This window comes from Nonomuraea sp. NPDC049695 (assembly GCF_040674955.1).
Classification (GTDB): Bacteria; Actinomycetota; Actinomycetes; order Streptosporangiales; family Streptosporangiaceae; genus Nonomuraea; species Nonomuraea helvata.
Genome location: NZ_JBFANV010000057.1, coordinates 46,697 through 71,843, shown reverse-complemented (window position 1 = coordinate 71,843; position 25,147 = coordinate 46,697). Strand labels below are relative to the sequence as shown.

23 protein-coding genes and 1 pseudogene are annotated in these 25,147 nt (G+C 67.1%); 13 read left to right on the top strand and 11 right to left on the bottom strand.

The annotated features are described in order from the left end of the window. The first annotated feature begins 297 nt into the window (after positions 1-297). Genes AB0J64_RS37060 through AB0J64_RS37050 form a run of 3 tightly spaced genes read left to right on the top strand, consistent with a single transcriptional unit; the run spans position 298 to position 1,153 of the window. A complete protein-coding gene (locus AB0J64_RS37060) occupies positions 298-549 on the top strand; it encodes a type II toxin-antitoxin system CcdA family antitoxin (RefSeq protein WP_364037945.1) in 252 nt (83 codons plus the stop codon). Next, on the top strand, positions 546-986 hold the full coding sequence (locus tag AB0J64_RS37055) for a PIN domain-containing protein (RefSeq protein WP_364037942.1): 441 nt from the start codon (positions 546-548) through the stop codon (positions 984-986). The genes AB0J64_RS37060 and AB0J64_RS37055 overlap by 4 nt, the downstream gene beginning before the upstream one ends. Beyond that, a complete protein-coding gene (locus AB0J64_RS37050; RefSeq protein ID WP_364037939.1) occupies positions 983-1,153 on the top strand; it encodes a hypothetical protein in 171 nt (56 codons plus the stop codon). Before AB0J64_RS37055 ends, AB0J64_RS37050 begins: the two co-directional genes overlap by 4 nt. Here AB0J64_RS37050 and AB0J64_RS37045 read toward each other — a convergent pair. The 6 genes from AB0J64_RS37045 to AB0J64_RS37020 form a co-directional block, all read right to left on the bottom strand. After that, positions 1,135-1,467, bottom strand: coding sequence for a transcriptional regulator (locus AB0J64_RS37045; protein WP_364037936.1), 333 nt, complete (start codon positions 1,465-1,467; stop codon positions 1,135-1,137). The two genes, AB0J64_RS37050 and AB0J64_RS37045, sit on opposite strands and share 19 nt — an antisense overlap. Before the next feature lie 460 nt (positions 1,468-1,927). Next, positions 1,928-2,605, bottom strand: coding sequence for a TniQ family protein (locus tag AB0J64_RS37040; protein ID WP_364037933.1), 678 nt, complete (start codon positions 2,603-2,605; stop codon positions 1,928-1,930). Continuing rightward, entirely contained in the window at positions 2,602-3,864 is a 1,263-nt protein-coding gene (locus AB0J64_RS37035; protein WP_364037930.1) for an AAA family ATPase, read from the bottom strand. The genes AB0J64_RS37040 and AB0J64_RS37035 overlap by 4 nt, the downstream gene beginning before the upstream one ends. Continuing rightward, on the bottom strand, positions 3,861-6,119 hold the full coding sequence (locus tag AB0J64_RS37030) for a transposase (RefSeq protein WP_364037927.1): 2,259 nt from the start codon (positions 6,117-6,119) through the stop codon (positions 3,861-3,863). Before AB0J64_RS37030 ends, AB0J64_RS37035 begins: the two co-directional genes overlap by 4 nt. Continuing rightward, positions 6,116-6,952 carry a TnsA-like heteromeric transposase endonuclease subunit gene (locus AB0J64_RS37025; protein ID WP_364037924.1) on the bottom strand — a complete coding sequence of 279 codons (837 nt, stop codon included), beginning with the start codon at positions 6,950-6,952 and terminating at the stop codon, positions 6,116-6,118. The genes AB0J64_RS37030 and AB0J64_RS37025 overlap by 4 nt, the downstream gene beginning before the upstream one ends. A 151-nt stretch (positions 6,953-7,103) precedes the next feature. Continuing rightward, a complete protein-coding gene (locus AB0J64_RS37020; protein WP_364037951.1) occupies positions 7,104-7,856 on the bottom strand; it encodes a class I SAM-dependent methyltransferase in 753 nt (250 codons plus the stop codon). A 427-nt stretch (positions 7,857-8,283) separates the two neighbouring features. On the opposite strand from AB0J64_RS37020, the gene AB0J64_RS37015 reads away from it, so the two are divergent. The 4 genes from AB0J64_RS37015 to AB0J64_RS37000 all read left to right on the top strand — a co-directional run bounded on the left by AB0J64_RS37015 (position 8,284) and on the right by AB0J64_RS37000 (position 14,141). Continuing rightward, positions 8,284-9,081 carry a hypothetical protein gene (locus tag AB0J64_RS37015; RefSeq protein ID WP_364037921.1) on the top strand — a complete coding sequence of 266 codons (798 nt, stop codon included), beginning with the start codon at positions 8,284-8,286 and terminating at the stop codon, positions 9,079-9,081. Positions 9,082-10,719: 1,638 nt separating this feature from the next. After that, complete coding sequence (locus AB0J64_RS37010) at positions 10,720-11,748, top strand: ParA family protein (protein WP_364037918.1); 1,029 nt, start codon at positions 10,720-10,722, stop codon at positions 11,746-11,748. A gap of 620 nt (positions 11,749-12,368) precedes the next feature. Continuing rightward, positions 12,369-12,896, top strand: a complete 528-nt coding sequence (locus AB0J64_RS37005) for a hypothetical protein (RefSeq protein ID WP_364037915.1) — start codon at positions 12,369-12,371, stop codon at positions 12,894-12,896. Positions 12,897-13,304: 408 nt separating this feature from the next. Beyond that, entirely contained in the window at positions 13,305-14,141 is an 837-nt protein-coding gene (locus AB0J64_RS37000; RefSeq protein ID WP_364037912.1) for an enoyl-CoA hydratase/isomerase family protein, read from the top strand. A 127-nt stretch (positions 14,142-14,268) separates the two neighbouring features. Here AB0J64_RS37000 and AB0J64_RS36995 read toward each other — a convergent pair whose 3' ends face one another. Beyond that, the gene (locus AB0J64_RS36995) at positions 14,269-14,808 is read right to left on the bottom strand and encodes a helix-turn-helix domain-containing protein (protein ID WP_364037909.1); all 540 of its coding nucleotides are present in this window, start codon (positions 14,806-14,808) and stop codon (positions 14,269-14,271) included. Between the two features lie 371 nt (positions 14,809-15,179). Here AB0J64_RS36995 and AB0J64_RS36990 point away from each other — a divergent pair, with 371 nt between their 5' ends. From AB0J64_RS36990 to AB0J64_RS36965, 6 genes and pseudogenes are all read left to right on the top strand, one after another. Next, positions 15,180-15,584, top strand: coding sequence for a hypothetical protein (locus tag AB0J64_RS36990; protein ID WP_364037906.1), 405 nt, complete (start codon positions 15,180-15,182; stop codon positions 15,582-15,584). A gap of 460 nt (positions 15,585-16,044) precedes the next feature. Beyond that, positions 16,045-17,100 (top strand): annotated as a pseudogene (locus AB0J64_RS36985) (reverse transcriptase domain-containing protein); the annotation flags it as partial. 84 nt (positions 17,101-17,184) lie between these two features. Then, positions 17,185-17,547, top strand: a complete 363-nt coding sequence (locus AB0J64_RS36980) for a group II intron maturase-specific domain-containing protein (protein ID WP_364037948.1) — start codon at positions 17,185-17,187, stop codon at positions 17,545-17,547. 133 nt (positions 17,548-17,680) lie between these two features. Continuing rightward, the gene (locus tag AB0J64_RS36975; RefSeq protein ID WP_364037903.1) at positions 17,681-17,848 is read left to right on the top strand and encodes a hypothetical protein; all 168 of its coding nucleotides are present in this window, start codon (positions 17,681-17,683) and stop codon (positions 17,846-17,848) included. A gap of 1,729 nt (positions 17,849-19,577) precedes the next feature. Further along, entirely contained in the window at positions 19,578-21,098 is a 1,521-nt protein-coding gene (locus tag AB0J64_RS36970) for a phage/plasmid primase, P4 family (protein ID WP_364037900.1), read from the top strand. After that, positions 21,095-21,499 carry a DUF6009 family protein gene (locus tag AB0J64_RS36965; RefSeq protein WP_364037897.1) on the top strand — a complete coding sequence of 135 codons (405 nt, stop codon included), beginning with the start codon at positions 21,095-21,097 and terminating at the stop codon, positions 21,497-21,499. Before AB0J64_RS36970 ends, AB0J64_RS36965 begins: the two co-directional genes overlap by 4 nt. A 20-nt stretch (positions 21,500-21,519) precedes the next feature. Here AB0J64_RS36965 and AB0J64_RS36960 read toward each other — a convergent pair whose 3' ends face one another. The 4 genes from AB0J64_RS36960 to AB0J64_RS36945 form a co-directional block, all read right to left on the bottom strand. Further along, the gene (locus tag AB0J64_RS36960) at positions 21,520-21,681 is read right to left on the bottom strand and encodes a zinc-binding dehydrogenase (protein ID WP_364037894.1); all 162 of its coding nucleotides are present in this window, start codon (positions 21,679-21,681) and stop codon (positions 21,520-21,522) included. A gap of 185 nt (positions 21,682-21,866) precedes the next feature. Then, on the bottom strand, positions 21,867-22,271 hold the full coding sequence (locus AB0J64_RS36955) for a DUF6009 family protein (protein ID WP_364037891.1): 405 nt from the start codon (positions 22,269-22,271) through the stop codon (positions 21,867-21,869). Next, a complete protein-coding gene (locus AB0J64_RS36950; protein WP_364037888.1) occupies positions 22,268-23,788 on the bottom strand; it encodes a phage/plasmid primase, P4 family in 1,521 nt (506 codons plus the stop codon). Before AB0J64_RS36950 ends, AB0J64_RS36955 begins: the two co-directional genes overlap by 4 nt. Next, entirely contained in the window at positions 23,785-24,885 is a 1,101-nt protein-coding gene (locus AB0J64_RS36945; RefSeq protein ID WP_364037885.1) for a bifunctional DNA primase/polymerase, read from the bottom strand. Before AB0J64_RS36945 ends, AB0J64_RS36950 begins: the two co-directional genes overlap by 4 nt. Between the last annotated feature and the right edge of the window lie 262 nt (positions 24,886-25,147).

Genomic DNA, 25,147 nt, shown 5'->3' with positions numbered 1-25,147 from the left:
GGATGTCTTGGAGTGACACACCTCTTCTACAGCGGCTCCGCTGCTTTGTTCACCGGCTTTGACGAACAGCCCTAACTCTTAACTGAACGGCGTTGCTTCTAGAGCGCGCCAGTTGGCGGCGCGGGCCTTGGCTGGCAGGGTTCTCGCTATGGCTGTTGCTCGAATGCGTCGCAAGCGGGATCGATATTAGCCCCGCTCGCCCCTACCAGCCGTGCGAGGAGGCAGGCTGCGTGGGGCGGTTGGCACCCAGCGTGGCATCAACCGCAAAAGATCTTACTATGGTATTAGGATGTGGCCATGCCCGCCAAGGACACCATCAGCGTCACCGTAGACCACGAGCTGGTCGAGTACGCCAAGACCCAGACCGGTTCGTTGTCCGCTTACGTCAATGAAGCCCTTGCTGCGAAAGTCCGCGAAGACCGTCGACGCAAGGCGATCCTCCAAGCCCACCGCAACCGCGCCCACGACGGCGCCGACCACGCGCGCGTGGAACGCCGCATGGCCCACGTCGCCCAGCAACTCGCCAGTATCACCAGCGACGCGCAATGACGCTCCCGCCGCTTATCCTCGACACAGGTGTCCTGGTAGAGCTGGCGCGCGGAGACCTCGACCTCATGGAGATGGTGGCCCGCTGGGACGAGCAGGGCCAGCCGATGGTCATGTCGGTCGTCGCGCTGGCCGAGGCCGCTCGAGACTCCGGATCCAAGGACGCCACCGATCTTCTACTCGGCATCTCCACCATGGACCAGATCACCGTGGCCGGGCTCCGCGAACCCGAGCACGGCATCATCCTGGCATCCGTACTGGGAAGAACCGACCTCGATTGGGGCGACGCCCACGTCGCCGCGCTGGCCGACACCTCGGTCTGCCCGGTGCTCACGCTGGACAGCTCACACTGGACGCAGGCCATCCGCGCCTTTGACGAGCCACTGCACGTCATCCAGATATCCGACCCACCGGGCGACCCAGAAAGGGACCGGCCATGACGTACAGCGACATCGCCTGCACAACATCACAGATCCAGCTTGTGCACCGTGAAAGCCGCTACGGCCACCCCGCGGACGGGCTCGTCTCGCTCCGCGTCGGATCGAGGGACAGCTCGGGCAACACCGTCGAGCAGACCATTATCCACGCCTACTGGATCGCCCAATGACACCACCCGCCACACCCCATTCTCGAAACGGGGGTGTGGCGGCTCCGGAGCCACCTGCTGCCGCGAAACCAGGCTCGCCCGGCGGTGATGACCACCCACGTTTTCGGGCGGCGCCCGTCGTATCCCTTCTCCAGCACGACCAGACCGGCCTCCTCCAGGACGGCGAGGTGACGGTTGAGATTTCCTCTGGTGAGCTCGAGCGTCTGATGAAGGTGGGTGAACTCCACGCGGGCCGCTTCGCCGGCGATCGCGAGAAGGCCAAGGCGATGGCGTTGGTGGACGATGTCGTTGAGGGCGGCGGTCGGGTGGGTCACCGGCTTGTCCTTCGCCGGACGCCCAGCCCGCGCGCGATGAGGAGCAGCACGGGAACGAACAGGAGGACGGCAGGGCCCGCGTCGATGTTCACGCCGGACAGGGGGAGTAGCCGGTCGTGGAGGTACAGGACCTTGCTGGTGAAGACGGCGGTGGGATGACGATGGCCGCGTAGAGCCCGGTGATGATCTACAGATCGCCGCCGCGTTCGGTTCAGGCGAGGGCGAGCAACCAAGGGCGATGACCATCAGATGGACGTTCCCGCTGCTTGGAACGGGCGGAGCAGCGAGAGCACGGGAGCGCCGTGCCGGGGTCTTGGGTCTCGATCTGCTTCGCCAGCCACTGCTCGGGCGTCACACTGTTGTCCGCGGCCATCACGTGTTCTCCTTCGATCTTGACTTGCGCCTTTGAAGGATCACGCGATGGCCGTCGCCATTTCACGACGCCACGCCTGTGACCAGGTCAAACTCGTACACCACTCCCGTGGACGCAACCACCGGCTACGCAGTCACCCGATCCGCAACCCGATACTCCAGCGCCGACGCGCTGCTGAACTCCGTCACACCGCACGACGATGTCCCACGTGTCACAGAATCGACACCTTGATTCTTTACGGCTCCAGTGGACGGGATGTTGGCAGCTTGGGCAACGCTCGGCGAGCAGCACCCGATGGTGGGTGCAGGCGAACACCACGGAGAGATACCAAGTCTTGCGCCATGGACCGCCATGAGCGTTCTGAATCGCTGAACCGTCGCCGGCCAGGCAAAGGGGACAATAACGCGTTGCGGGGGCAGACAGCCATGGATCGGAGTCGACTCTGCTGTGGGCGAGTCGATCGACATAGGTGTCGGGCAGCAGGTAGCGATCCCCAAGCGTGTTGAGCGTGAGGTCGGCAACTTCAGCAAGGGTGAGGCGAGTCGCAGCAGCAAAGGATGCCCGCGCCTCATCGGAGAGGCGGATCAGCAGATGGTAAGGGACCATGGTGGGAAAAGCGCTGCTCTGGTCCAGCGCGGTCAAGGCCGCGATTCTGGCCGGTGTGTGACCGAGCCGGTGGGCAAGCCGCAGGATGAAGCCGGGGAGTGACTCTTGAGCCAGCGGGTCGAGGCTTCGGGGAAGCACGGATGCAGCTCTTGTGCTCATCTCGTTTCTCCGGCGGCTGCGGGTCCGTGATCGTCGAAGACCGTGTTGCGGCCCCGTTTGCCCCGCCGAGTGGGCTGCGGGGGCAACACCGGGACCTCACCTGCAGCGGGATCACGTTCCGGCACGTCGGGGGGTCGCAGGACAACGTTGTCGAGCAGATTCTCGGTGAGCTTCTCGGCACCCGTGTCAATGGCTTCGCGGCAGCCGTCCTCGAGGAGTCGTTCCAGAAGGCCGACTACTCCGTCGGTGCGTCGGTAGAGATATTCGGGCATCGTGCCGCCGGCGAGTATGCCAGGGGCGGCGTTCATGAGGCGTAGGTGCTGTTCAACTCCGGTCAGGTGAGCGGCCCAGGCGGCGATCTGCTCGGAGGTGGAATAGTGGAAGCGGTCGAGTTCGATCAGGTCGAAGCGGCGTTCGGTCTGAGTGGGCTCCAGTCCGTTGACCTTGACCTGCTGGGCGTAGGCGGAGGGCGGGAACACGTATTGGCCGGTGCGGGGATCATGGCGTCCTTCCTGCAGCAGGCCGGAGCCGGGGATGTCGACGCCGATAAGGATGAGGGTGACGTGCATGCTCATGAACGCGCGGATGAGGTCGAGCACGTCCTGGTCGTCGGCGCGGTGCATGCGCAGCCGGGTGATGTCGTCCAGCACGAGCACCTTCGTGCCGTGGTCGTGGAGGGATTGGGCGACCTGGCGGATCAGCTCGGGCAGGTCCATGTATTTGTGGTCGGCGCCGTACAAATTCAAAATCGCTTTGCAGGTGGACTTCGGCTTGGCCGTGACAGGGGTCTGAATGTAGGCGACCGGGGCGTGCAGGTCACGGGTGCCGGGCCTGGCACTGGGCAGGTGCAGGTGCGCGTCCAGCCAGAAGTCCTCGAAGGCTGCGCAGACCTCGCAGACCGTCTCGGTCTTGCCCTGGAATCCCCCGCCGAAGACCATGATCCCGGATCGGGTGGTCGGCTTGTACTTGAGCGCGTTGGACTCGATCCGGGCACGCAGCAGCTTCTCCACCGCGGCGCTCATCGGCGTCGCGATCACCGGCAGGTTGGCGTGCGTCGCGGCGCGGTGCAGGTCGTGCAGCATCCGCCGGCGCGGTGACAGCAGCCGCCATTCGGCGAGGCTGAGCTGCGGGGCCGGGATGAAGAGGCCCCGGCTGGTCCGGTAGTGCTCCCACCCGGCCAAGGTGTCCCGGAACGGCACCTCTCCGGGGAGTACGAAGGGCACCGGGCCTTGGCCGTCCGCTTTTCGAACGGACGTCATGGGCTTGGTTCTCCGTGCTCGGGCTGAGCTGGCGACGCCTCGTCATCGTCATCGTCAGGGATCAGGAAGATGCTCTTGCGGCGCAGCGCGTCATGCAGGAGTGGAGGTGGTTGCGGTGGTGAAGTGACCACGGCCTCGCGACGGCGGCGCCGCTCGGCGTCGATCTCCTCAGCCGCCTGGCGGGCCTGCTGCGGCCAGGCCAGAGGAACGACCTCCGCGGGAACATCCGGAGAACGAGGGGATGGTTGGCGGTCTTGGCGCGCGGCGTCGGCCTGGGCCGTTTGCCGAGCTCGGCTGGTGCGCTGCTGCTTGGGCTGCTGCGTGTGCCACTGGTCGACCGGGATGAGCCCACCCAGCAGTTCCAACAGCACAGGCAGCAGTTCGGCGTCCGAGCGGGGCGACAGACCACGCGCGCGGGCCTGGTGCAGCAGCTCTTCGACCGTCTTGTCGGAGAAAGCGGGGATTTCGCCCTCGGGTGGCAGTCCGTTCCAGCGCAATTCGTGCCAGACGGCTGGAGATTTAGGATCTTGGAAGAATGCGGTGCGCCGGTCCCGGCGCTCCCGGTGGATAACCCAGCGGTCCTTATGCTGGCCGCCCCGACCGGACGGCTTGCCTCGGTAGGGACCCAGGGCGGGCCCGTCGTACCAGAGTCCGGCGATCTTGACCCCGCGCCGGTTGGGGATCTTCACGTAGTGAGCGGGAAGCACCTGGTAATACAGCTCCGGCTTGGGGATCTGCAGCGCGAAGCCGCCCTGCTCCATCGCAGCCGCGAACAGCGTGTTCGGGGAGTGCTCCTCCCCGGGTCCCCATGCGGGCGCGTGTTCGCCCAGTTTGCGATTCTGCCAGACCTGGACGATCCAGCGCGCGATCGTGCGCTCCATCTGCGCGAGCGTCAGCACCGCGTCAGCTTCCGGGTCGACGCCGCGATCGGCGACATCCACGCCGGTGTAGCCGGGCAACTCCTCGAACAACAGCGACCGCAGCGCCCCGAACGCCCGCTCGACTGCCTGCTTGTCGGTTGGGCGCAGAACGCGTGCGGGCAGGATGTTGCAGCCCAGGACACGTTGAGCGTCTACCAGGTCGTGGTTTTTGAACGGCGAACCGTGATCGGTGGTGACCGTCTCCGGCGCGAAGAACGGCAGCCCGGCCACCGCGTGGCCGGCGAACTCCGCGACCACCTGGGCCGGAACACCCGGGTAGGGCCACTCCATCTCCGGGCCCCAGCCCTCGCGCATCGGCAAAGGCAACATCACGTCCCGCAACAGCATCGCCACGTCCACTGACGTTTCCGAGACCAGCGTCAGCCGGAACGCGACCGCCGAATGCGTGTAGAGATCTAATGCCAGCGTCAGCCGAGCAGTCACCGGATCTCCGAACATCCTCTCCCGCACCTTGACCGGTAACGGTGTGGTGTCCAGGGCGACGATCTGGCCAGGCCGGTGCACCACGGGGTAAACGCGGCCCGTGTCCACCGCTGCGGCTGAGCGCGCATACCGCTGCCGAGCTCCACCTGGGCCGAACCATTCCAGCCAGACCTCACGCAAGGTCCGATAAGAAGGAACCTCGACCTGCGGCCCGAACTTCTCCGCAACATACTGGCGGATCAGCACGCTCCGAGCCATCATGGTCATCTTCGATCGGCGCAGGCTCTCGGCGCGGGCCGCGAAGATGGCTTCCCGGATCTCCTCGGTGATGCTGTGGCGGCCCTGGCTGGCCCGCATCCACCGGCCGTCCGCGCAACCGAGCGCGCCGCGTTCGTCGCACTTCGCGGCCATGCGCTTGAGTGTCCGCTCGCTTATCTGATCCAACCCGAGCAGCTTTGCTTCCTGCCCATTAAGACCGGCCAGCTCCGTGACCTTGGCTTTCCGCCGCTGTCCCAGCGTGGTGCGAGTTGGATCGTAGGCTGGCCGAGGCTCTCCAGGAGCCGGGTGGTGGGGGTCTCCGCTGCGGAACCCGGTCTCGACCTCGTTCAGGTGAGCTGCGCGAAGCCGGACGACGCTGCGCTGATATTCGGTCAGGTCGCCCCAGGTAGTCAGATGGTGGACACCCTTTGGCATCGTGGGCGCTTCAGGGACCGGCTGGCAATCGGGGTGATGCGCAAGCCAGCGGATCGTGCGCCACTGTGGCTCACCCTTCGTCGGCCGGAGTAGCACACGGCTGAACTGCGGCTCGATCGCCGCCACCGCCCATTCCTGCTGATCCAACCGGAGCATCGACCCCAGCGACAGCTCCAACAAACCCGCCGGCCGCGTCATGCTCCGTTTCCTTCAGCCGGCGAGCGCACCAGCGAATGGTCCGACAGCGGACGAGATAGATCGACTCCGAGTTGGCGGTGCCAGAGCAAATGCAGGGCATGCGCGCGGGCGACCGCCGGCAGCGACGTCCGCGCCACGAGCTCCCCGAACCTGCCCGGCCCGGCAGCGATCGCCGCCATCAGTTGTCCTTGCAAGCCCAGTGGGTCTTGCAGCATGCGGCGCTGCGCGGACAATGCGTCGATTACCGACAGCACGTGCGGCCGCCACCCCGCCACCACCGAATACCGCCACCCGACCGCCCACGCCGCCTCCCGCGCCGCGGCGAAGGCGACCTCGTCGCGATCTCGGATCAACGAAGCGGGCCGGACGTCGAACAGCCATGCTGATCCGTCAGGCAGCACCGCGAGGAAGTCCGGGACATGCTCGCGAAACCCGTCGTCGGTCTCGAAGCGCAGCCGGAACGGCTGCGGCAGGACCTCCACCACGGCGCCGGCGAAGTCCAGCGCCAGCAGCAGCTTCTGCTCCTCCAGCGACTCGAACCCGTGCATCCGGGCCGTCGACACCATGTATTGCAGGCCTGGGCGGTGGCGCTGGTTTGTTCGCCAGGAGAACCGGCGAACTGGTACGCACTCCAACGACGACACTGCCGCCAGGTCCCGGGCTGGGCATACCAGCTCACCTGCAGGGGTTCGCCACGTCCCACTCCATCGGCGCGGCCACTGCGGGCTCAGCAACAGCGAACCTCGCGACTGCTCACTGGAGGTGTGAGCGCAGAACAGTTCCTCCAACCCGCAGGACTCCGACCGCACCTCCGGAGCGTCGCGTACTGTCATCACTCAACCACAGCACTCCTGAAGCAGACGTACCACCGATTCCGCCAAAACCAGGACCGGTGGAGAGCCTTCCCTGCCGTGACTGAGCGCTTCAGTTCAGGAATCGCCCGCTGAAAACGCTCAGTCACCACGATTGATCGTTACGAGGCGCCTAGCTGGCTTCGAGAACGAAGAACAAGAAGCACAGAAACCTCGTGCGGGTGGGCTCGATCTCGCGGAGCTCCTCGGGGAACAGCTCGCGGGCTTCCGGCGCAAACGGCGGTTCGCTGATGACGCTGATGCGAAAGCCCGCCGCGGTGAAGGCTTCGGTCATCGCGTGCAGCGGCCGGCCCCAAAACCTCATCTGGACAGTCTGCCCACCCATGGTCCATTCTTCGGTCCGGCTGCGGGTCTCGAAATACTTGGGCTTCTCCCCGGCCATGTGCTGAAAGAGAGCGACGCTGAAAGGATGGTCGACCGAGACGAGGAGTCTGCCACCAGGCTTCAGCACGCGTCTCAGCTCAGCCAGCGTCGGTCCCCAGTCTTCCAGGTAGTGCAGCACCAGGGACGCGATGACGTCGTCAAACGCCTCGTCGGGGAAGGGCAGCGGGCCGGCCAGGTCGGCGACTTGCAGATCCGCATCGGCGCCCAGCCGCTGCCGGGCCAGCTCCAGCATCCCGGCACTCGCGTCGATGCCAGTGACGATGGCGCCTCGATCGCGCAGCGCGGAGAACAGGGGACCCGAGCCGCAGCCGGCGTCGAGGATGCGCCGGCCGGTCACGTCCCCGGCGAGCTCCAGCATCGCGGGCCGTTCATAGTACGCGTTCGCGAGGCTCGTTTCGTTCTCGGCCGCGTACCCCTCAGCCATCCTGTCGTAGTCGTTGATGGGGGAAGGCTGTGCGGTCTCAACGTGATTTTCGGGCATGGTAGACATGTGGGCTATTTTGGCCCAGCAGTCTCGGCGGCACAGACATACGGCAGATCTTGATCAAGCACGCAAACGGCCTAACATCCCTCTCGCCAGCGCGTCGCGGCAGATCGAGCCGGGCCAAAGCAGCCTCTCCTCGCTGCTCATATGCGCGGAACTCGCCAGCTCAAGTGCACATCCGCCAACTGAAGCACCCAGTCGGCCCTGCCTGGCGGACACGCGGGGCCAACTGTCGCTCCCAGATGGGCCACCTATTGCCCCCATGGGCCAAGTAGCGCTCCCAACGTCACAATTCCGATTGTGGGCTTCCATGTCCGCTTCCAGTTGCCGCGACGGACTGTCGCCTTGAAGGCCGTCAGACATCTGGGAGTCTGACCGCACTACATCCGCCACCAAAGATCATCTTCGTCAATACAATATTGACATGCCTAAGCGCGCCCTGCCTCGAATCAGCAAAACCGCTGGTCAGGAAGCCATTGAGCGGATCGTACAGCGACGGAAGGACGTACGCGACCCCGATCTTGAGGCCCTGGAGAGCCGGGATCCGGCCGAGCATCCCCTGGCCGTGATCCACCATGTCCTGAGTTGCCGCAGGGTGCCCGACTGGGTGACGTCGAACGATGTTCTGGATGGTCTGTGGGTGCTCGCCTACGTACGTCTTTATTGCCCGCACCGTCCCGACGAGGCAGAGCGTCTCGAGCACGAGTTGCTGGAACTGGGGCGCGCCATGCAGATCGCGATGATTCGCATGGCGCCGCCGATCAACGTGCGCAGCCGGCAGGCCGTGGAGCATCGGCTGCTCCGGCATCGAGCGTTCCGGCTGGGGCTCGGCCGGAGCGAACGGCTGGAACGAGCGCACCGGTTGTCGAGGACTCCCCCGGAGAGCACGTCCGCTGAAGCGCTCTGGTACGACCGGCATGCCCTGGCACTGTGGGAGGCGGCCGGCCAGCTGGTCGCGTCCCGTTCTCGGTTCGATCACCTCATCGACGACGAGCTGGCGGAGTGTCTCATCGGGCTCCGGCGGGTGGTCAGAGAAATGCGGTGGCCGTTGTCGCCGGCTCACTACTCCACCCTGCGGGAGATCGGCTGGTGGGTGCAGGAAGTCGTGGAGGCGTTGGAAGAGCCTCGATATGCCTCGTTCCGTGAGCAGCTGGGTGAGCTTCACGCCACTGCCGCCGCACTCGCGGCTGAGCAGTATCGTGCCCGGTTCGGGGACACGTGAGCGGCCGGAAGCGGTCCGCTGACCGGCGGGGCTGGGATAGGTGGGATGTTCGGGCATCTCGTGGGCGACGTTCTTCTGAACATGGGGCTACCAGTGGTAGAGAGGAAGCGTCGATCCTCGGGGCTCTTGGTCGGGTGCCCGGCAGTCGTCTCTCCGACAGATAGGGCCATGCGGACTTCCCACGCGGCCATTGATCGGGGAGCCCAAGGCCGTTCAAAAGGACGGTTGAGATAGGATCATCCTACAAATCAGACGGGGCCATCTGAACTCTCGCCGCTCAGCGACGAGAGGGATGTCCTCTTTCGAGCCCGCGTCTCTGATGTTCCAGGTGGAGACGCTTACCTGAGGACGTTGCCGGCGGATGATCGTGGTGGCGAGGCCCCCATCTAGGTCTGCTGGATGTCGTCGTCGTGCGATCTTGTAGCGGATGTGCAAGCGGCGCGGAGCAGTGCGAGCACCATGGGGGCCGCCGTTGACACCGTTGACGATCGGGCGCGGTCGCCGCATGACCTGGGTGACGTCGTCGCGGTTGCCGCCGGTTGGTCAAGGCGTGAGGAGGGCGGTACGACATGGTACGACTCGGCGGGCCCTTTGGCTCGATCCGGCGCCCATAACTCACCTGGCACCATCCACTGTGCATGCTTGCGCCCGCACGAAGTGATCACCTTGTGAGAGTACCGTCGCGCTGAGGCCCCGGGCGAGAACCGGCGCCCGTGGGTGTGGGCGCACTTCGGCATGCCCACCGACAGAGGCTCACGCCTTCCCTGTTCTCGGCGGGGGCCTTCACGGTACGGCGGGCGCTGCCTGTGTGTTGAACGCTGGGGCTCAACCACGATGACTCCTGCAGCTGCGATGGCCTAGTGGGGACCTTGATTTCCTTACAGGGCAAAGACTATTTCACTTACGCTCCGACTCGGTTGCGGTCTCCCTGCTCCCAGCGGGCCAGGTGAAACACTGCGAGAGGGGTCCCGATATGACCAGCGGAACGCTGTCGAAATCGAGCAGCGCGGGCACCCCACGAAGGGCATAGGATGACCTCAAGGAAGCATCACCCCTGTTCGGGACGACTAATAGGTGCTACGACAGGTCTGTCACTATAGGCAGCAACAGGTCTTCAATAAGGTTTTCAGATAAATCTCACATAGACTCAGTGATAGCTATACACATAGGATTGTGCATAATCTTAATAACCATGGCTAAGATATGCATGACAGTAAGGGCGAACACAGGCTCTATAAAGGGTGTCTCACTAGTGTCAATCCTAGGAGCACGAACCAATAGGCAGATAGGTCATGGCAACAGCATCCAAGCTTGGATGAGCACTGGGTACGCGGTAGGAAGCCCAACCGACAGCTCCACCCTCTCCCGATGTACACAGGACCTGGTACGACGGATACTCAGCACGCGCAGTGAGTGAGAGAGCCAAGACAGGCATCGCCCGAACATCCCGAGACAGGAACGCCAGCGAAGCCGACCGATTTCGGCGACACGCCCGGCGTAAGCGTGGCAAGGGCACAGCAGATCTGTTAGGAATGTGACGGAAGTTCCGCCGCCACAGTCGGGCCGCCTGTCGCTCAGCCCACCGCCAACCAGAAGGCTCTTCCACCAAGTCGTCGGCATGCACAGGAGAGCAGATCCATGACCTTCCCCCACACCGCCAGCACGAGCCACGCGATGAGCACACAAGAGATCATCGAGGCGATCCGTCCCAAGCTGAGGCGGGTGATCATCGTGCTGAACAACAAGGGGGGGGCTGGCAAGACCACGACGACGGCCAACATCTCGGCTCAGCTGGCAGCCGCTCTGCACAGCGCCGGATCGTCGAAGCGTGTGCTCGCCCTCGATCTCGACCCGCAGGGAAACCTCGGACTGGACCTGGGCCATCAGGGCAAGCCCGGCGACGATGAGGGCCAGAGCGTCATCGATGTGGTCGAGGGCACGGGCTCGCTGCACATCATCAGGGACGTACGCCCGCAACTCGACGTCGTCCCTGGCGGAAAGATCCTCAAGAGGATCACCGCGTCGATGATCGGCACCAGGTCCATCGACCCCAGGCGAGAGATCCTGCTGAGCCTCGCCGAGGCGCTCGCGGAAGTCGCGCACGACTACGAGTGGATCCTCATCGACTGCCCGCCGAACCTTGCCGATCTGCAGCACCTCGCGGCGGTCGCCGCCGAGTACGTGCTCATCCCCGTGTGCTTCGACCAAGGGGCCATCCAGGGCCTCGAAGGTGTCAGCGAGGTGTTCGACGTCGCCACGCGGCTCAATCCGAGCATCACCCCGCTGGGCGTGCTGCTGTTCGGGTTCGACCGTCAGCATCTGCGCAAGATCCGGGATGAGGACGGGGAGGTGATCGGCCTCAAGGAGATCGGCTTCCTGGCCAAGAAGCGGCGGGAGATCGCCGAAGTCCTCGGCGACTCGGGAATCCCGATCTTCCAGACCGTGATCACCCGGGCAGTGAACGTCGCCGACCAGTGCAGGAAGCACGGACGCGTCTTCGCCGAACTGGCCGATCTCACGGCCGGGTCCGACTGGAAGCGGCACGCCAAGCAGCATCAACTCACCCTCAGCACGGAATCGGCCGAAACCTCCGCGATCGAGATGGAGGAGGCCACCGCTGAGATCATCAAGCGGGCCATGGAGCTGGAAGCGGAGGCGTACGCGTGACCTCGGAATTCTTCGATGACAAGCCCCCCCAGCCCAAACTGGGCGGGATGACCCGGGCGCGGGGCAAGCGCGGGCAGAGTGGCTTGGCCTCGCTCGTCACCCAGCCGCCGCCCGCTGAGGAACCTTCCACGGCCGCACCGCCGGAGAACCGGGATCCGGCGTCCCGGCCGGTCACGTCGCCGCCCGAGACAGCTCCCTCCGAGGCCAAGGCCGAGCCCGAGGCGCGGCCAAAGGAGAAGCCCGCGACGGGTTCCGGCCTCACTCCGGTCGATCGGGGACGTACCAGGCGGGCTGAAGCGGACGGTCCCGCTGCACGGCCGGTGGTGGAGGGCGCCTCTCCTCAGGAGGAGAGGCCAGGCGGCGCCGTCACCGCTCCGCGACAGGAGCCGCCCGCCTCTATCTCGCCTCCCGCCGCACCGGCTCCCGCCGCACCGGCCTTCGCCGCACCGAGCTCCACCGAGAAGGTCTCCGCGGAGAAGGTTTCCGCCGCACCTGCCGCTACGGATTCACGGCCCGCCCCTGCCAGATCCGCAGCCAGACCGTCGCCCACGCCGGTGGAGCCCGAGCCCCGCCGGCACACCGACCTCGTTCCGCAGACTCCACCCGCCGCGCCTGCACAGGTGATCCAGGCTCAGGTGCAGCCCACCCGGCCCGCACCGCAGCCGGGCCCGCGCCCGGCGCCGCGGACCATCGCCGCCACCGGCGCGAGCTCGAGCGCCTACCAGACGCCCGAGCAGGTCAGCATCTACGTCAAGCCCGAGGCAAAGGAGCGGGCGCGGGTGCTGAGCCGCGACGAGGGCATCGAGTACGCACAGCTCGCGATGGACGCCATCGACCACTTCCTGACAGAGAACATGCTGACGTTCCTGGTCAGGGCCCGTCTGGAGGTGAGCCGCCCCAACGGCTCGCGCTTCCCGCCCCGCAGAAACCTCCGTTCGAAGTCCAAGCCGGGTATCCGCCGGGTGTTGTGGCCTGTGCAGTTCCGCCCGGCCGAGCTCGACATCCTCAACGACCTGGTACAGGACACCGGCGCGGAGCATCTGTCCACCCTTGTCTCGGTGGCGGTGGAGGCGTACTTGCTGGACGACGACGGCGCCGACCCCGCTCGTTCTTCCAGCGATGATGTGGCGTTGTCCTCGAGCAGGTAGGGGCTTCGCGCCTTGAGGCTGAAGCGGGCGGAGGACGCTCGGTCCGTACCGCCCGCAGGGGAGAGCCGCGCCCCGCTCCCGGTGGTCACTCGGTGCCGGTGATGCCGCGTACCAGGACAGTGCCGACGGCGTCACGGTCCCGCACGTCCCCACCGTCGAGGCAGCCCTGCGATGACGCCAAGGGCGAGGCCACGCATTCCGAGGCTCACAGAAGCCTGCCTCGCCCGTTCGACGTTCATCGCAAGCCGGGGAATCGCCACCTGAGCGCCATCGACACCGACAGCAGGCGGCCGGTCGGTCGGTCGAGGAGCGAGGCGGTTCTCGACGTTTTCTGTGATCTGTCGAGTATCCGGCACGGGCCGTCTTTTGCGGATTGAGCCCGCTGGGGCGCGCGAGGAGCATGTCCGCATGACCGATCAACTGACCACAGCCAGCTGGGCCGGCCTTGTCAGCCGCCCCGGTTTCGCCGAGTACGCGCAGAAGTACCGCGACTTCTTCGTGATGCGCCGCCGCGACGGGATCCTTGAGCTTCGCATGCACACCGGCGGCGACTCCTACGTCCAGACCTTCGCCGGTCACAACGCCTGGGGGCAGGCATGGCTGGAGGTCGGCAACGACCCGGACAACGAGGTGCTCATCCTCACGGGCACCGGCGAGCACTGGCTGGACGCGCGGCGCAGCGCCGACCGGCAGCTGGATCGGACGGCCGGCGACATCGCCAAGATGTACGAGGACGCGGCCAAGCTGTTGCAGAACTTCGTCTTCGGCCTCGACATCCCGACGATCGCCGCGGTCAACGGGCCCGGGCCGCACACCGAGATCGCGCTCGCCTGTGACATCACGATCTGCGCCGAAGAGGCACGCTTCTTCGACCCTCATTTCCCGATGTCGACCGCGCCCGGGGACGGGCAGAGCCTCACGTTCCAGGAAGTGATGGGCACCAAGCGAGCCGCGTACCACCTCTACACCGGCCAGGCGGTGGATGCGCGGCAGGCACTCGAGTACGGCATGGTGTCGGAGATCGTGCCGCGCGAGCGCCTGGTGGACCGGGCGTGGGAGCTCGCTGACATGATCATGCGGCGTCCGCGTGCCGCGCGCCGGATGACGCACGCCATCGCCAGCCGGCCATGGAGGCAACGGGTCGTCAACGACTTCCCCTTCCAGCTCCACAGCCAGGCCGCGGGGCTCTTCCTCGACGGGCCGCGGGCGGGGCGGCCACCGGCGGGGGAGCAGCTTCGATGGTGAACCCGCTGGTGGACGGGCAAGGTGCCGCGGCAAGGACCGCGAAGCGGCGGCGGGCAACGCGAGATCCCGTACACCACCCGCGGGCGGGCAAGGTGCCGGACGGCGAGCGCACACAAGGGCCCGGCCGCTACGACGTCGGGGGCGATCCGTACAGCACCGCTCGGGTCACCTCGTCGGCCACCTGGCCGGGGGAGGTGTCCGGCAACCCGCTCTCCCGCCACCAGCAGACCGCGCCGACGATCGCCGAGCCGACGATGTGCGCCGTCACGGCCGACTCGTACGCGTGCCGCTCGACGAGCAGGCCGGACACCTCGCTACGCACCGCGCGCTGGATCAGCGGACGCAGCACGTCGATGTTCCGCCGGCAGCCGTCCGCCCGGCCGGACTCTTCCGACAGCAGCACCGCCAGGCCATGGATCAGGCCGGCGACCGGCGCGGGCGCCGCAGGCAGGCGGGTGGCGAACCGGCGCCGGATCTCCTCGCGCACCATCGCCTCGGCGAACGCGTACTTGTCGGTGTAGTGCGCGTAGAAGGTGGCTCGGTTGACGTCGGCGCGCTCGGTGATGTCGCGCACCCGGGTCGCGCGAAAGCCCTTCTCACGGACGACCTCGATACCCGCCTGACGCAGCAGCGATCGTGTCCGCCGGACCCGCCGGTCCGTGGTCATACGGCAGCCTCCGAGCCGCCGGCGAGCGACCGCCGATGCCGCCGCGGACCCGGCGCGGCGCGGCGCGGCCTCATGCACCCGGGATACGCACCGCGTGCCCCGTGCCCGCGCATCACCCGCCGGGTCACACCGTTCCTTGGATGACTCCGCACCCGTCAAGTAGATCATGACGTCCCCGGGGCTCTTCGGCGGCGCCGCAGCGGCCTCGCCCGACAGGTACCTGGCGCCTGCCCGCCGGTTCAGCCCCGGCCCGGCCGCAATTCCCGCAAGCTCATCGCGCCGGACTCGTGCATGTTCACCTGTACGCCGACACTCCGTCGCCTACGTCAGCCACGTCCTGGATCCGGCTGGCATCTCTGGGATTCGGCGCCATGTGGATCAAAGACGTGGACCTCGAAACGCTCGCCCGAAGCTTCCACCTGGACCTCGTCATCCGGACTCCGTGCTACCTGAGCGAGATCCTCGATCACAACATCGACGACGAACCCACCTGGTTTGCCGAGGTCAACGACTGGATCGGCATCGTGCCGGGGCATGCTGACGGCGAGCGCGTGCGCTCCGTCACCGAAGGCGGCCGTCAGGCCCTCGGCCTCCCATGGACATCAACGTTCGCTTACGCCCGCGACGGCCGCACGGTCGTCTCCTTCGACCCGCTCTCGCCCGAGAACCGGAAGCGATGCGGTGTGCGCCACGAGGCGCTGTTTGACCGTGCGGAGATGAAAGGGCTCCGCCGATGGCCTGTCGTAGCAGGTCGTGTGAAGTGGGAGGCAGCCTGATCCCGGAGTCGTGGGTGAGGGTGGGAGCAGCCTCGACAACGTCAGGGCGCGTCGGTACTGCCAGACGGCGTGGGCCTGGTTAACGAGCGGGAAAGGTGTACGTGAGGAACCAGTGGTGTAACGCCCTTCAAGGCTTCCACCAGCTCGAATCTGGCGGATATGGGCTGGGTTGCGGTGCGTACCCGCCGGGCGAAGGTGCTTGGCGGGGAACTCCTGGGCCGGTTGTCGCGCTTGGCCGGGAGGCTCTGGTGAAGGTCTACGGCGTAGCCAGGGCGATGCCGCAGGGGCATAGCTGGGCACCTCCTCTCGCGAGCGGTCAGCAGTGAACGTGGGAACCATCTCGTGTCACTCCCCGAGCTCGGTCTCATCCAGGACGGTTCGGGGATAGGTGCGTCGTCTGCCGAAGGCGCGGGGTGGGGCGGAGCCTGCGTAGTACTCCGAGCGCGGGAAAGCCGCGCACATGGGGAAGGCAGGCAGCAGTTTCGAGCAGGTGGGGACGTCAGGTCAGGAGGCCGCCTGTGAATATGGGCGCGCTGCTGCTGGAGCCGGAGACGGCAGAGTGCGGGTACTGAGCATTCAGACCAAACTGCACCGCTGGGCCGGCGAGGATCATGCTCGCCGGTTCGATGATCTGTTCAACCTGGTCGCTGACCCGGCGTTCCTCGTGGTTGCGTGGCGTCGGGTCCGGGGCAACACCGGGTCCCGCACGGCGGGTGTCGATGGGCTGACGGCCCGCGATATCCCTGCCGGGTGGGGCGAAGAGGCGTTCCTGAACGGGATACGCGAGCAGTTACGCTCGCGTTCCTTCCACCCTTTGCCGGTTCGAGAACGGCTGATCCCCAAGCCCGGCACTTCCAAGAAGCGTCGGCTGGGCATTCCGGTGCTGGCCGACAGGGTCGTTCAGGCGTCGCTGAAGCTGGTCATGGAACCCATCTTCGAGGCCGGTTTCGCGCCGTGCTCGTATGGGTTTCGCCCGAACCGGCGCGCGCACGACGCGATCGCCGAGATCCACCACATGGGCTCCCACCGCTATGAGTGGGTGCTGGAGGCGGATATCGAGGCGTGCTTCGACACCATCTCGCATTCGGCCCTGATGGGCCGGGTGCGCAAGCGGGTCGGTGACAAGCGGGTGCTGGCGCTGGTGAAGGCGTTCTGCAGGGCCGGGATCCTCACCGAACTCGGCTAGCAGGACCAGACCAGCGCCGGAACCCCGCAAGGTGGGATTCTGTCTCCGCTGCTGGCCAACATCGCCTTATCGGTCCTGGATGAGTGGTTCATGGCCGAGCACCAGGAGGCGATGGCCACGGTCCGGCAGCGCGACAACCGGCGTCAACGTGGGGTGGCGAACTGGCGGCTGGTCCGCTACGCCGATGACTGGGTCGCCATGGTCAACGGCACCCGTCACGACGCCGAACAGTTGAGGGGACAGGCGGCCGCGGTGCTGGCTCCGATGGGCCTGCGCTTGTCGGAGGCCAAGACCTCGGTCACCCACATCGATGACGGGTTCGTCTTCCTGGGGCACCACATCCAGCGGCGCCGCAAGCGAGGAACTCGGAAGTGGACCGTCTACACCTATCCGAGCAAGAAGGCGATCAACACGGTGATCGCTAAGGTGCGGGCGCTGATCCACCCAGGACAGCCTGACCTGAAAACCCTGCTGATCCGCTTGAACGCGGTGATTCGGGGCTGGTGCAACTACTTTCGGCACGGCTCGTCCAAACGGACGTTCAGCTACCTGGGCCACTACGTCTGGCACCGCCTCTACTGGTGGCTGCGCAAACGACACGGTGGCATGTCGTGGCGGAAGATACGGACCCGGCTGCTCAACAACGGCTGGGAGATCTCCGCACAGGGAACCGTCCTGCTGGACGCGGCATCGATCGCGGTCACTCGGTATCGCTGGCGCGCCTGGGACATCCCCACACCCTGGTCACGGCGAACAGAGCCATCTCCAGTGGCCTGAACCTGTGGAGAGCCCGGTGCGGTGAAAGTCGCACGCCGGGTTCGGAGGGCGGGCCGGAGAAACGGACCAGCCGCAAGGCTGACACCGCGCTTCGGTCCGACCCCACGACAAACCGCACGCGCTCGATCACCTGATGAACGATCTGCGCTTCCAGATCAGCGACGACGACATCCTCGACAAAACCGTGGAGTATCCAGAGAGCATCAGCTCAGCCTTGGCGCTGATCGGACGCATCACGGAAACCGACATTGCCACCGACTGGTTCCTGGCACCGCACTCACGCATCAGATCCACCTCCTGACGGCTCGTTCCCCGGGCAGGAACGCATCGGCTGGCCGTCCTGGGAAACCTCCGTCGTGACCTGCTGGAGGCGGGAGAACAGCTGACCGCCGGGTCGACGTTGGGGTTCGCGTCGAAGTCGAACGCGCGAGGGGACTTCTCCCTGGGGAGGCGGTCGCTTTGGTCCGGAGCTCTGAACGGCGGCAGGCTCTGTCGTCGCACTCCGCCATCAGCAGCTCCGCGAGGAATCCGCGATACGACATCCGGTCACGGGCGGCGGCTTCTGCCAGGTCGGGAACTGAGCCCGGATGGTGGCCGGCCGGGCGACGCTCGGTCAGGAACGTCACCGCAGCCCGGCCGGGGGCGGCTCGGCCGCGAGGGCTGGTGTGTCGTCGGCGTCGACCGCCTTGCGGGCCTCCAGCGCGACGGTATTCCGAGGTCAGCACCCCCGGCCTGCAGTGCGGCGGCGGACCAGCCGCCAAGTGCTCGTGGGCGAAGGTGACGGCCCAACAGCAGCAGGACCCTGGATCAGGGTCCGGGGGCCGTCACGATCGCCGTGGGGGCCTTGCAGGCAGCCGTCCACCACACGTCGTAGACGGGGGTGAAACCTGCCTGCAGAGCGGGCCTGTTCCAGCGCGGTCGCGCCGGGCTTCGAACGGCTCGTCCAGCAACGGCGGCTCGACAGCGACGTACACACCGATCGTTCGGGGCGGGGAGCCCATGCGGCGTTCGTCGGCCTCGTCGGCCCACCGCTCGACCATCGCGTCGTTCTCCACCCCTGGACAAGCCCAGAGTGCGGCCCGCAGGTTGTCCGGTCGGCACCCCGCCCAGCGGGTGGACATGGCCTCCGGAGAACGCCTGCTCGCCTGCCAGCCGTACCGTCACGAGGGTGGTGCTCGGCAACGTAAACCCGCACCAGGTCGATGACCGGCCGACCGCTACGAGTCTTGGAGCTGGAAGCGACCCAAGCGGCGCAACCCGCCAAACATGAGCGCCGCACGTTCTCCTCGGCAAGTACTTGAGCCCAATACGGAGGCTGGGTCGCTTCGGTCACTCCGGTCGCTGGCGCGGCCAGGCTGGTGGCCCTTTCTGCACATGTACGACGGAACCATGCCAGACAAGGACGCGGTGGCCAGCGGCCGGGAGCGACGGGCGCTTCAGTCGCTACCCCTTCAGTCGCTCAGCAAAACACCAGGTCAAGAGCTTGCCCAGGGCTGCTGAGCGACCGAAGCGACGCTCGGTGGGGTATATAACACACACAGCGTTTTTCTCTGATGACGTCATAAGAACAGACCCTCAGTAGCTTCAGTCGCTGTTCTTGGCGGGCAAACGCCATTTGACCAGGCACTCCTTGCCCCGGACGGGCAGCGACCCAAGCGTCTCAGGCTCCAGCGACTCAAACTTCGGTAGCTGCTCGTGTCCCGGAGCAGCAATCCACTGCCCCGGCCGTGGTGTCGGCTAGTCTGTACTACCGTCTTCGAGTCCCAGTCGCTTCAGTCGCTTCAGTCGCCCACCTCCACCAGCATTCGACACGGATCCGCAGGTTACGGCTCCAGCCGAGCCGCAACCCGGCGCACTACGGGAAGGGATCATGTGACGCTGCGACTTCACCACGACGGTCCCCATCCCGGGCTCGTCTTCCCTCAGTCGCCGGCGCGTGCCTGGGGCTGTCCCCGTACCCCCTGGCCGGCCGCCCTGACGGCACTCGGTCACAGAACTCCCGCGGCCCCGCACCACCCTCAAGGACGATCATGACGCCCTCAACCGGCCCGGGGGGTTTCGACCCGGTGGCCGCAGCACAACAGATCCTTGACCTGACCGATGTCTCGGCGGAGGAGCCCGTCGTGCGGGTACGATCGTCCGAGGAACCCGTCGCCACGGACAACGGGCTCTTTCCCGACACGCTGACCGATCGCGGCAACGCCAAGCTCTTCGTGGGTCTGTACGGCAGGGACTTCAAGCATGTGCCCGGCCTGGGCTGGTTCCGCTGGGCGGGGCATCGCTGGGTCCTGGACGAGAGCGACGCCGTCATGTGGGCGGCGGGGGAGATGGCCGAGCAGCTGGCCGTGTTCGACACGCGCGGGCGATACTCCTCGGGCGAGCTGCGCCGCCATCGTCGCAGGGCGCTGTCGACGACCGGCATGAACGCCCTGCTGGCCCAGGCCAGATCCGCCCCGGGCATGGTGCTGTCGCCCGCCATGCTCGACGCCGACCCGTACGCCCTGTGCACGCCCGCCGGCGTGGTGGACCTCCGTACCGGCCGCATGTCACCCCCCGACCCGGCCACGCATCTGCATTCGCGCTCCACCACGCTGTCACCCGAGCACGCGCCGACGCCGCGCTGGCATCGCTTCCTCAAGGACACCTTCGGTGACGACGCCGACGGCCTGCAGACGATCGACTTCCTCCATCTCCTGCTGGGGTACTCGATCACCGGTGACGTCGGCGCCCAGGTCATGCCGTTCCTGTACGGGCAGGGCAAGAACGGCAAGTCGGTCCTGGTCGAGGTGATGCTGCAGCTCATGGGGGACTACGCCGACGCGGCCCCGCCGGGCTTCCTCATGGCAAAGGCCTTCGACGGGCACCCGACCGACCTGGCGGAGCTGCACGGGCGCCGCATCGTCGTGTGCTCGGAGCTCAAGCCGGGTGACCGTTTCGACGAGGCCCGGGTCAAGCTGCTGACCGGTGGCGACAAGATCAAGGCCCGCCGGATGCGCCAGGACTTCTTCAGTTTCGACCCGACCCATCACCTCTGGCTGCTCGGCAACCACCGTCCCGAGGTGGCCACGGGCGGTTTCGCGTTCTGGCGGAGGCTGCGGCTCATCCCGTTCGAACGGGTCGTGACGGAAGAAGCCAAGATCGACAACCTGGCGCGCATCCTCGTCCAGGAGGAGGGCGCCGGCATTCTCGCCTGGCTGGTCGACGGAGCCCGCCGCTATTTGAACGGCCAAAGGGATTTGTCCGGTCCTCAGCGGGTACGACTTGCCACTGACGCGTACGAGGCGACGGAGGACGTCGTTGGACGGTTCATTACAGAGGCGTGCAAACTCGGCCCCGGACTGCGAGCAGAACAGGCGCACCTGTACACTGCATACACCTGTTGGTGCGGAAGTGAAGGAGCCACTCCGGTGTCGGCTCGGGCGTTCGCATCACGGGTGCGTGACACACTCGGGATGGCCTCACCGAAGGAAATGCTGCTGTCGAACTCTCGTAAGTTCTATCCAGGGCTCGGCTTGATCTCCGATCTCGACGGTGAAGGGCTGCCGCGATGAGTGCTTCGATCGATCCCGACGACCTCATGCACGAGACCGAGCTGGTGTGGCTCGAGAGCATCGAGGCGCTCGACTACGTGAGGCAGAGCCTCGACCGCCTGCCGAGCCGCCGCCGTAAACCCGCCTATCACCGCGACGGCCGCATGGTGGGCTACGCGGTGCTCGGGCCGGACGCCAAGGGCTCGCCGGTCTCCGGGACGTTCCGCCGCCGGGTCTTCTGGCTGGCGCCGCACGACCGCGACCAGCAGCCGACGGGCTTCTACTCCACCGGGGCGCCCGTGGAGGCCATCGATCCCCGGACGCTGGCACCGCGCTCCCCGGGCCGGAAGACGGAACGTTCGGAAGGCGGTCCTCCCTCGCCCGCCATGGTCGAGCTCGGGATCACCTTGGACAAGGCCTGACACACGGGCGGCCGTGGCTGTCACCGGGGGACGGTCAGGTCGAGAGCGAGCTTGCCGGGCGCGGTGCCGTCGGCGATGAGACCGAGCGCCTTGGACGCCTCGGAGAAGGCGAAGGCCGTCGGTACACGAGGCGCGAGGCGCCCCTCCGCGTGCCAGGCCAGGCACTGACGCAGGGCCCGCATGGCGACCGTGACGTCGCGGGCGGCATAACCGGCGATGTCCTGGCCGATGATGGAGATGCTCGAATGCCGCCCCTTCTATTGGGACCCCAACGCCATCGCCGAAGCCTGCCGATCACGTGACGCCGATACGCGTGACTCGGTGCCGGTCGAGCCCGCCACGGCCTCTTGAACCAGGGGTAATACCCTCAGGCCTTGTCGAGCGTGATCCCGAGCTCCACCATGGCGGGCGAGGGAGGACCGCCTTCCGAACGCTCGGTCTTCCTGCCGGGCACCCGCGGCGCGAGCGTGCGCGGATCGACCGCCTCCACCGGAGCCCCCGTACTGTAGAAGCCCTGCGGCTGCTGGTCGCGGTCGTGCGGCGCCAGCCAGAACACCCGCCGGAGGAAGGCCCCCGACGCCGGCGACCCCTTGGCGGCCGGCCCCAGGATGGCGTAGCCCACCATCCTGCCGTTGCGGTGGTAGGCGGGCTTGCGCCCGCGGGTCGGCAGCCGGTCGAGGGACTGGCGGACGTAGTCGAGGTCCTCGATGTCCTCGAGCCATACCAGCTCGGTCTCGTACGTCAGGTCGTCTGGTGTGATCGAAGCGCTCACCGCTGCAACTCCTCACCGTCAAGGTCGGAGATCAAGCCAAGCCCCGGGTAGAACTTGCGAGAGTTCGACAGGAGCATCTCCCTCGGCGAGGCCATGCCCAGGGTGTCACGCACGCGGGCTGCGAAGGCCCGGGCCGAGACCGGGGTAGCTCCTTCGTGACCACACCACCGAGTGTAAGCGCTGTAGAGGCTCGCCTGCTCGGCCCGCAGGGCGGGGTCGAGCTTGCACGCCTCGGTGATGAACCGGCCGACGACGTCCTCCGTCGCCTCGTAGGCGTCGGTCGCCAGTTGCACGCGAGGCGGTCCTGACAGGTCCTTGTCGCCCCTCAGGTAGCGGCCGGCGCCCTCGATCAGCAGGGCCAGGATGCCGGGCCCCTCTTCCTGGACGAGGATGCGGGCCAGGTTGTCGATCTTGGCTTCTTCCGTCACGACCCGTTCGAACGGGATGAGCCGCAGCCTCCGCCAGAACGCGAAACCGCCCGTGGCGACCTCGGGACGGTGGTTGCCGAGCAGCCAGAGGTGATGGGTCGGGTCGAAACTGAAGAAGTCCTGGCGCATCCGGCGGGCCTTGATCTTGTCGCCGCCGGTCAGCAGCTTGACCCGGGCCTCGTCGAAGCGGTCGCCGGGTTTGAGCTCCGAGCACACGATGACGCGACGGCCGTGCAGCTCCGCCAGCTCCGTCGGATGGCTGTCGAAGGTCCTGGCCATCAGGAAGCCGGGAGGGGCCGCGTCCGCGTAGTCGCCGAGCAGTTGCAGCATCACCTCGACCAGCACGGACTTGCCGTTCTTGCCCTGCCCGTACAGGAACGGCATGATCTGGGCGCCGACGTCGCCGGTGATCGAGTACCCGAGGAGCACGTGGAGGAAGTCGATGGTCTGGCGTCCCTCGTCGTCCGTCCCGAACGTGTCCTCCAGGAATCGCTCCCATCGGGGGGTGGGCGAGCGCCGGGGAGAGACGGTGGTGGAGCGCGAGTGCGCCTGCTTCAGCGGGTCGGGGGGCGCGATGGCGCCCGTACGCAGGTCCACGACCCCCGCGGGGGTGCACAGCGCGTAGGGGTCGGCGTCGAGCAGGGACGGCGCCAGGACCATTCCAGGGGCCGCCTTCGCCTGGGCGAGCAGGGCGTGCATGCCCGTGGTGGACAGGGCGCGCCGCCGATGCCGCCGCAGCTCGGCGGTGCTGAAACGGCCCCGGGGGTCGAAGGCCGCGAGTTGCTCCGCCATCTCACCGGCGGCCCACATGACGGCGTCGCTCTCGTCCAGGACCCAGCGATGCCCCGCCCAGCGGAACCAGCCCATGCCGGGGACGTACCGGAAGTCGCGGCCGTAGAGCTGCACGAACAGCTTGGCGTTGCCCCGGTCGGTCAGGCTGTCCGGCAGGAGACCCGCGCCGCCGGCGAAGGCGGGCTGCTGCGGGCGGGCCGGGGGCAGCGGTCCGGACCCCGCCGCGCCGGACAGGTCGAGGATCTGCTGGGCGGCGGCGACGGGGTCGAACTCGTCCCGGCCTGCGGACGTGCTCATGATCGTTCCTGAGGGTGGAACGGGCGGCGCCGGCCTGCGGCCAGGCCGGAGTCGATGATGCGCTCGAACCGTCGCTCCTGGCCGGGGCGGGCATGCTGCGCGGCCCGGGTGAGTGCGGCGTACGCGGTGTCGTGCGTGAGGTGACCGGCGGCGATCAGCCCGCCGGCGGTGTAGGCGGCGCGGTTCAGCTTCGCGCTGAAGCCGGCGCCTTCCGGCACCAGATGGCAGGCCTCCACGTCCGCGATGAGACGCTGTAATGCGCGCTCAGCCATGCTGCCCAGGCCGCCGCCGGCCTCCAGCACGGCCAGGCGGGCGCGCGGTGGCACGGCGGGCGTCTTCGGCGCGGGGTCCGGGGAGGCCAGGTGGCCGGTCCTCGTCAGTTCCTGGCGCAGCCACGAGGGCAGCGGTGCGGGCTCTCTGCGGTCGCCGAGGGCGATGTAGGCGCCGTCCTTCGTCCGCGTCCCGGGCGCGATGATGTATCCGCCGGTGGCGCGTACGTCGACCTGCCAGGCCAGCCCGCGACCGGGTCCCGATCCGGTCGAGCACAGGTACGTCTCGCCGGGGGCCGCCCGGTACCACACGTGCAGTCCCCCCGAAGGGGTGCGTACCCGCAGAGTGGTCTCGTCGTCGGCGGGACTCCTCTCGCCGCGCAGCGCGGCGAGAACGGCGATGGTGTGGAAACCGTTGGCCAGCCCGGACAGGTCGACCCGGGGGTCGATGGTGATGCCGGGCAGAAGCCGTCCGCGGTCGGGGACCGGGGTGGGATGGGCGTCGATGTCGATGACCACCAGCCGGGCGGGCCCGCAGGCCACCCCCACCCCGAAGCCTGGCGTATGGGTCCACCAGGACGTGATGCGCTCCGGATCAAGGGTCGCCGCGTGGAATCCGTGACACCAGCGGCCCTGTTTGAGGCAGGGGCACTGCCGTGCCGGATGGCCGCGCTCGGCGCACGAGGGGCAGTTGCCCGCAGGGGTCTTCGCGCCCGGCCGGAGCGGGTGCACCGGCCAGGACCGGCCGGCGCACCACAGGGCGATGTCCAGCGGGCGGGGGTGGGGGAGAGCCGCGAGGTGACCATGACCGTCGGAGTGCAGCGTCACGTCTTCCTTCCCTGCCTCTGATCCGATGTTCGGCTGTGTCGCTGACCGCGGGAACGTCACGCCGACGGCGAGTGTGCCTGGCTGCGGAAGTGACCGTAGCGACTGAAGCGACTGAAGTTTTGGTCTTGGCGTCAAAGCCTAGCCGACAGGCCCTCTCGGGGTGGCGTTCACCGGGGGGTGAACAGCGACTCAAGGGGAAGTGGCGGCGGCTCTGCCCTGCCGGTCGCCGCGCCGGTGGTGGGGTGAGGGTGTGGGGCCGTCG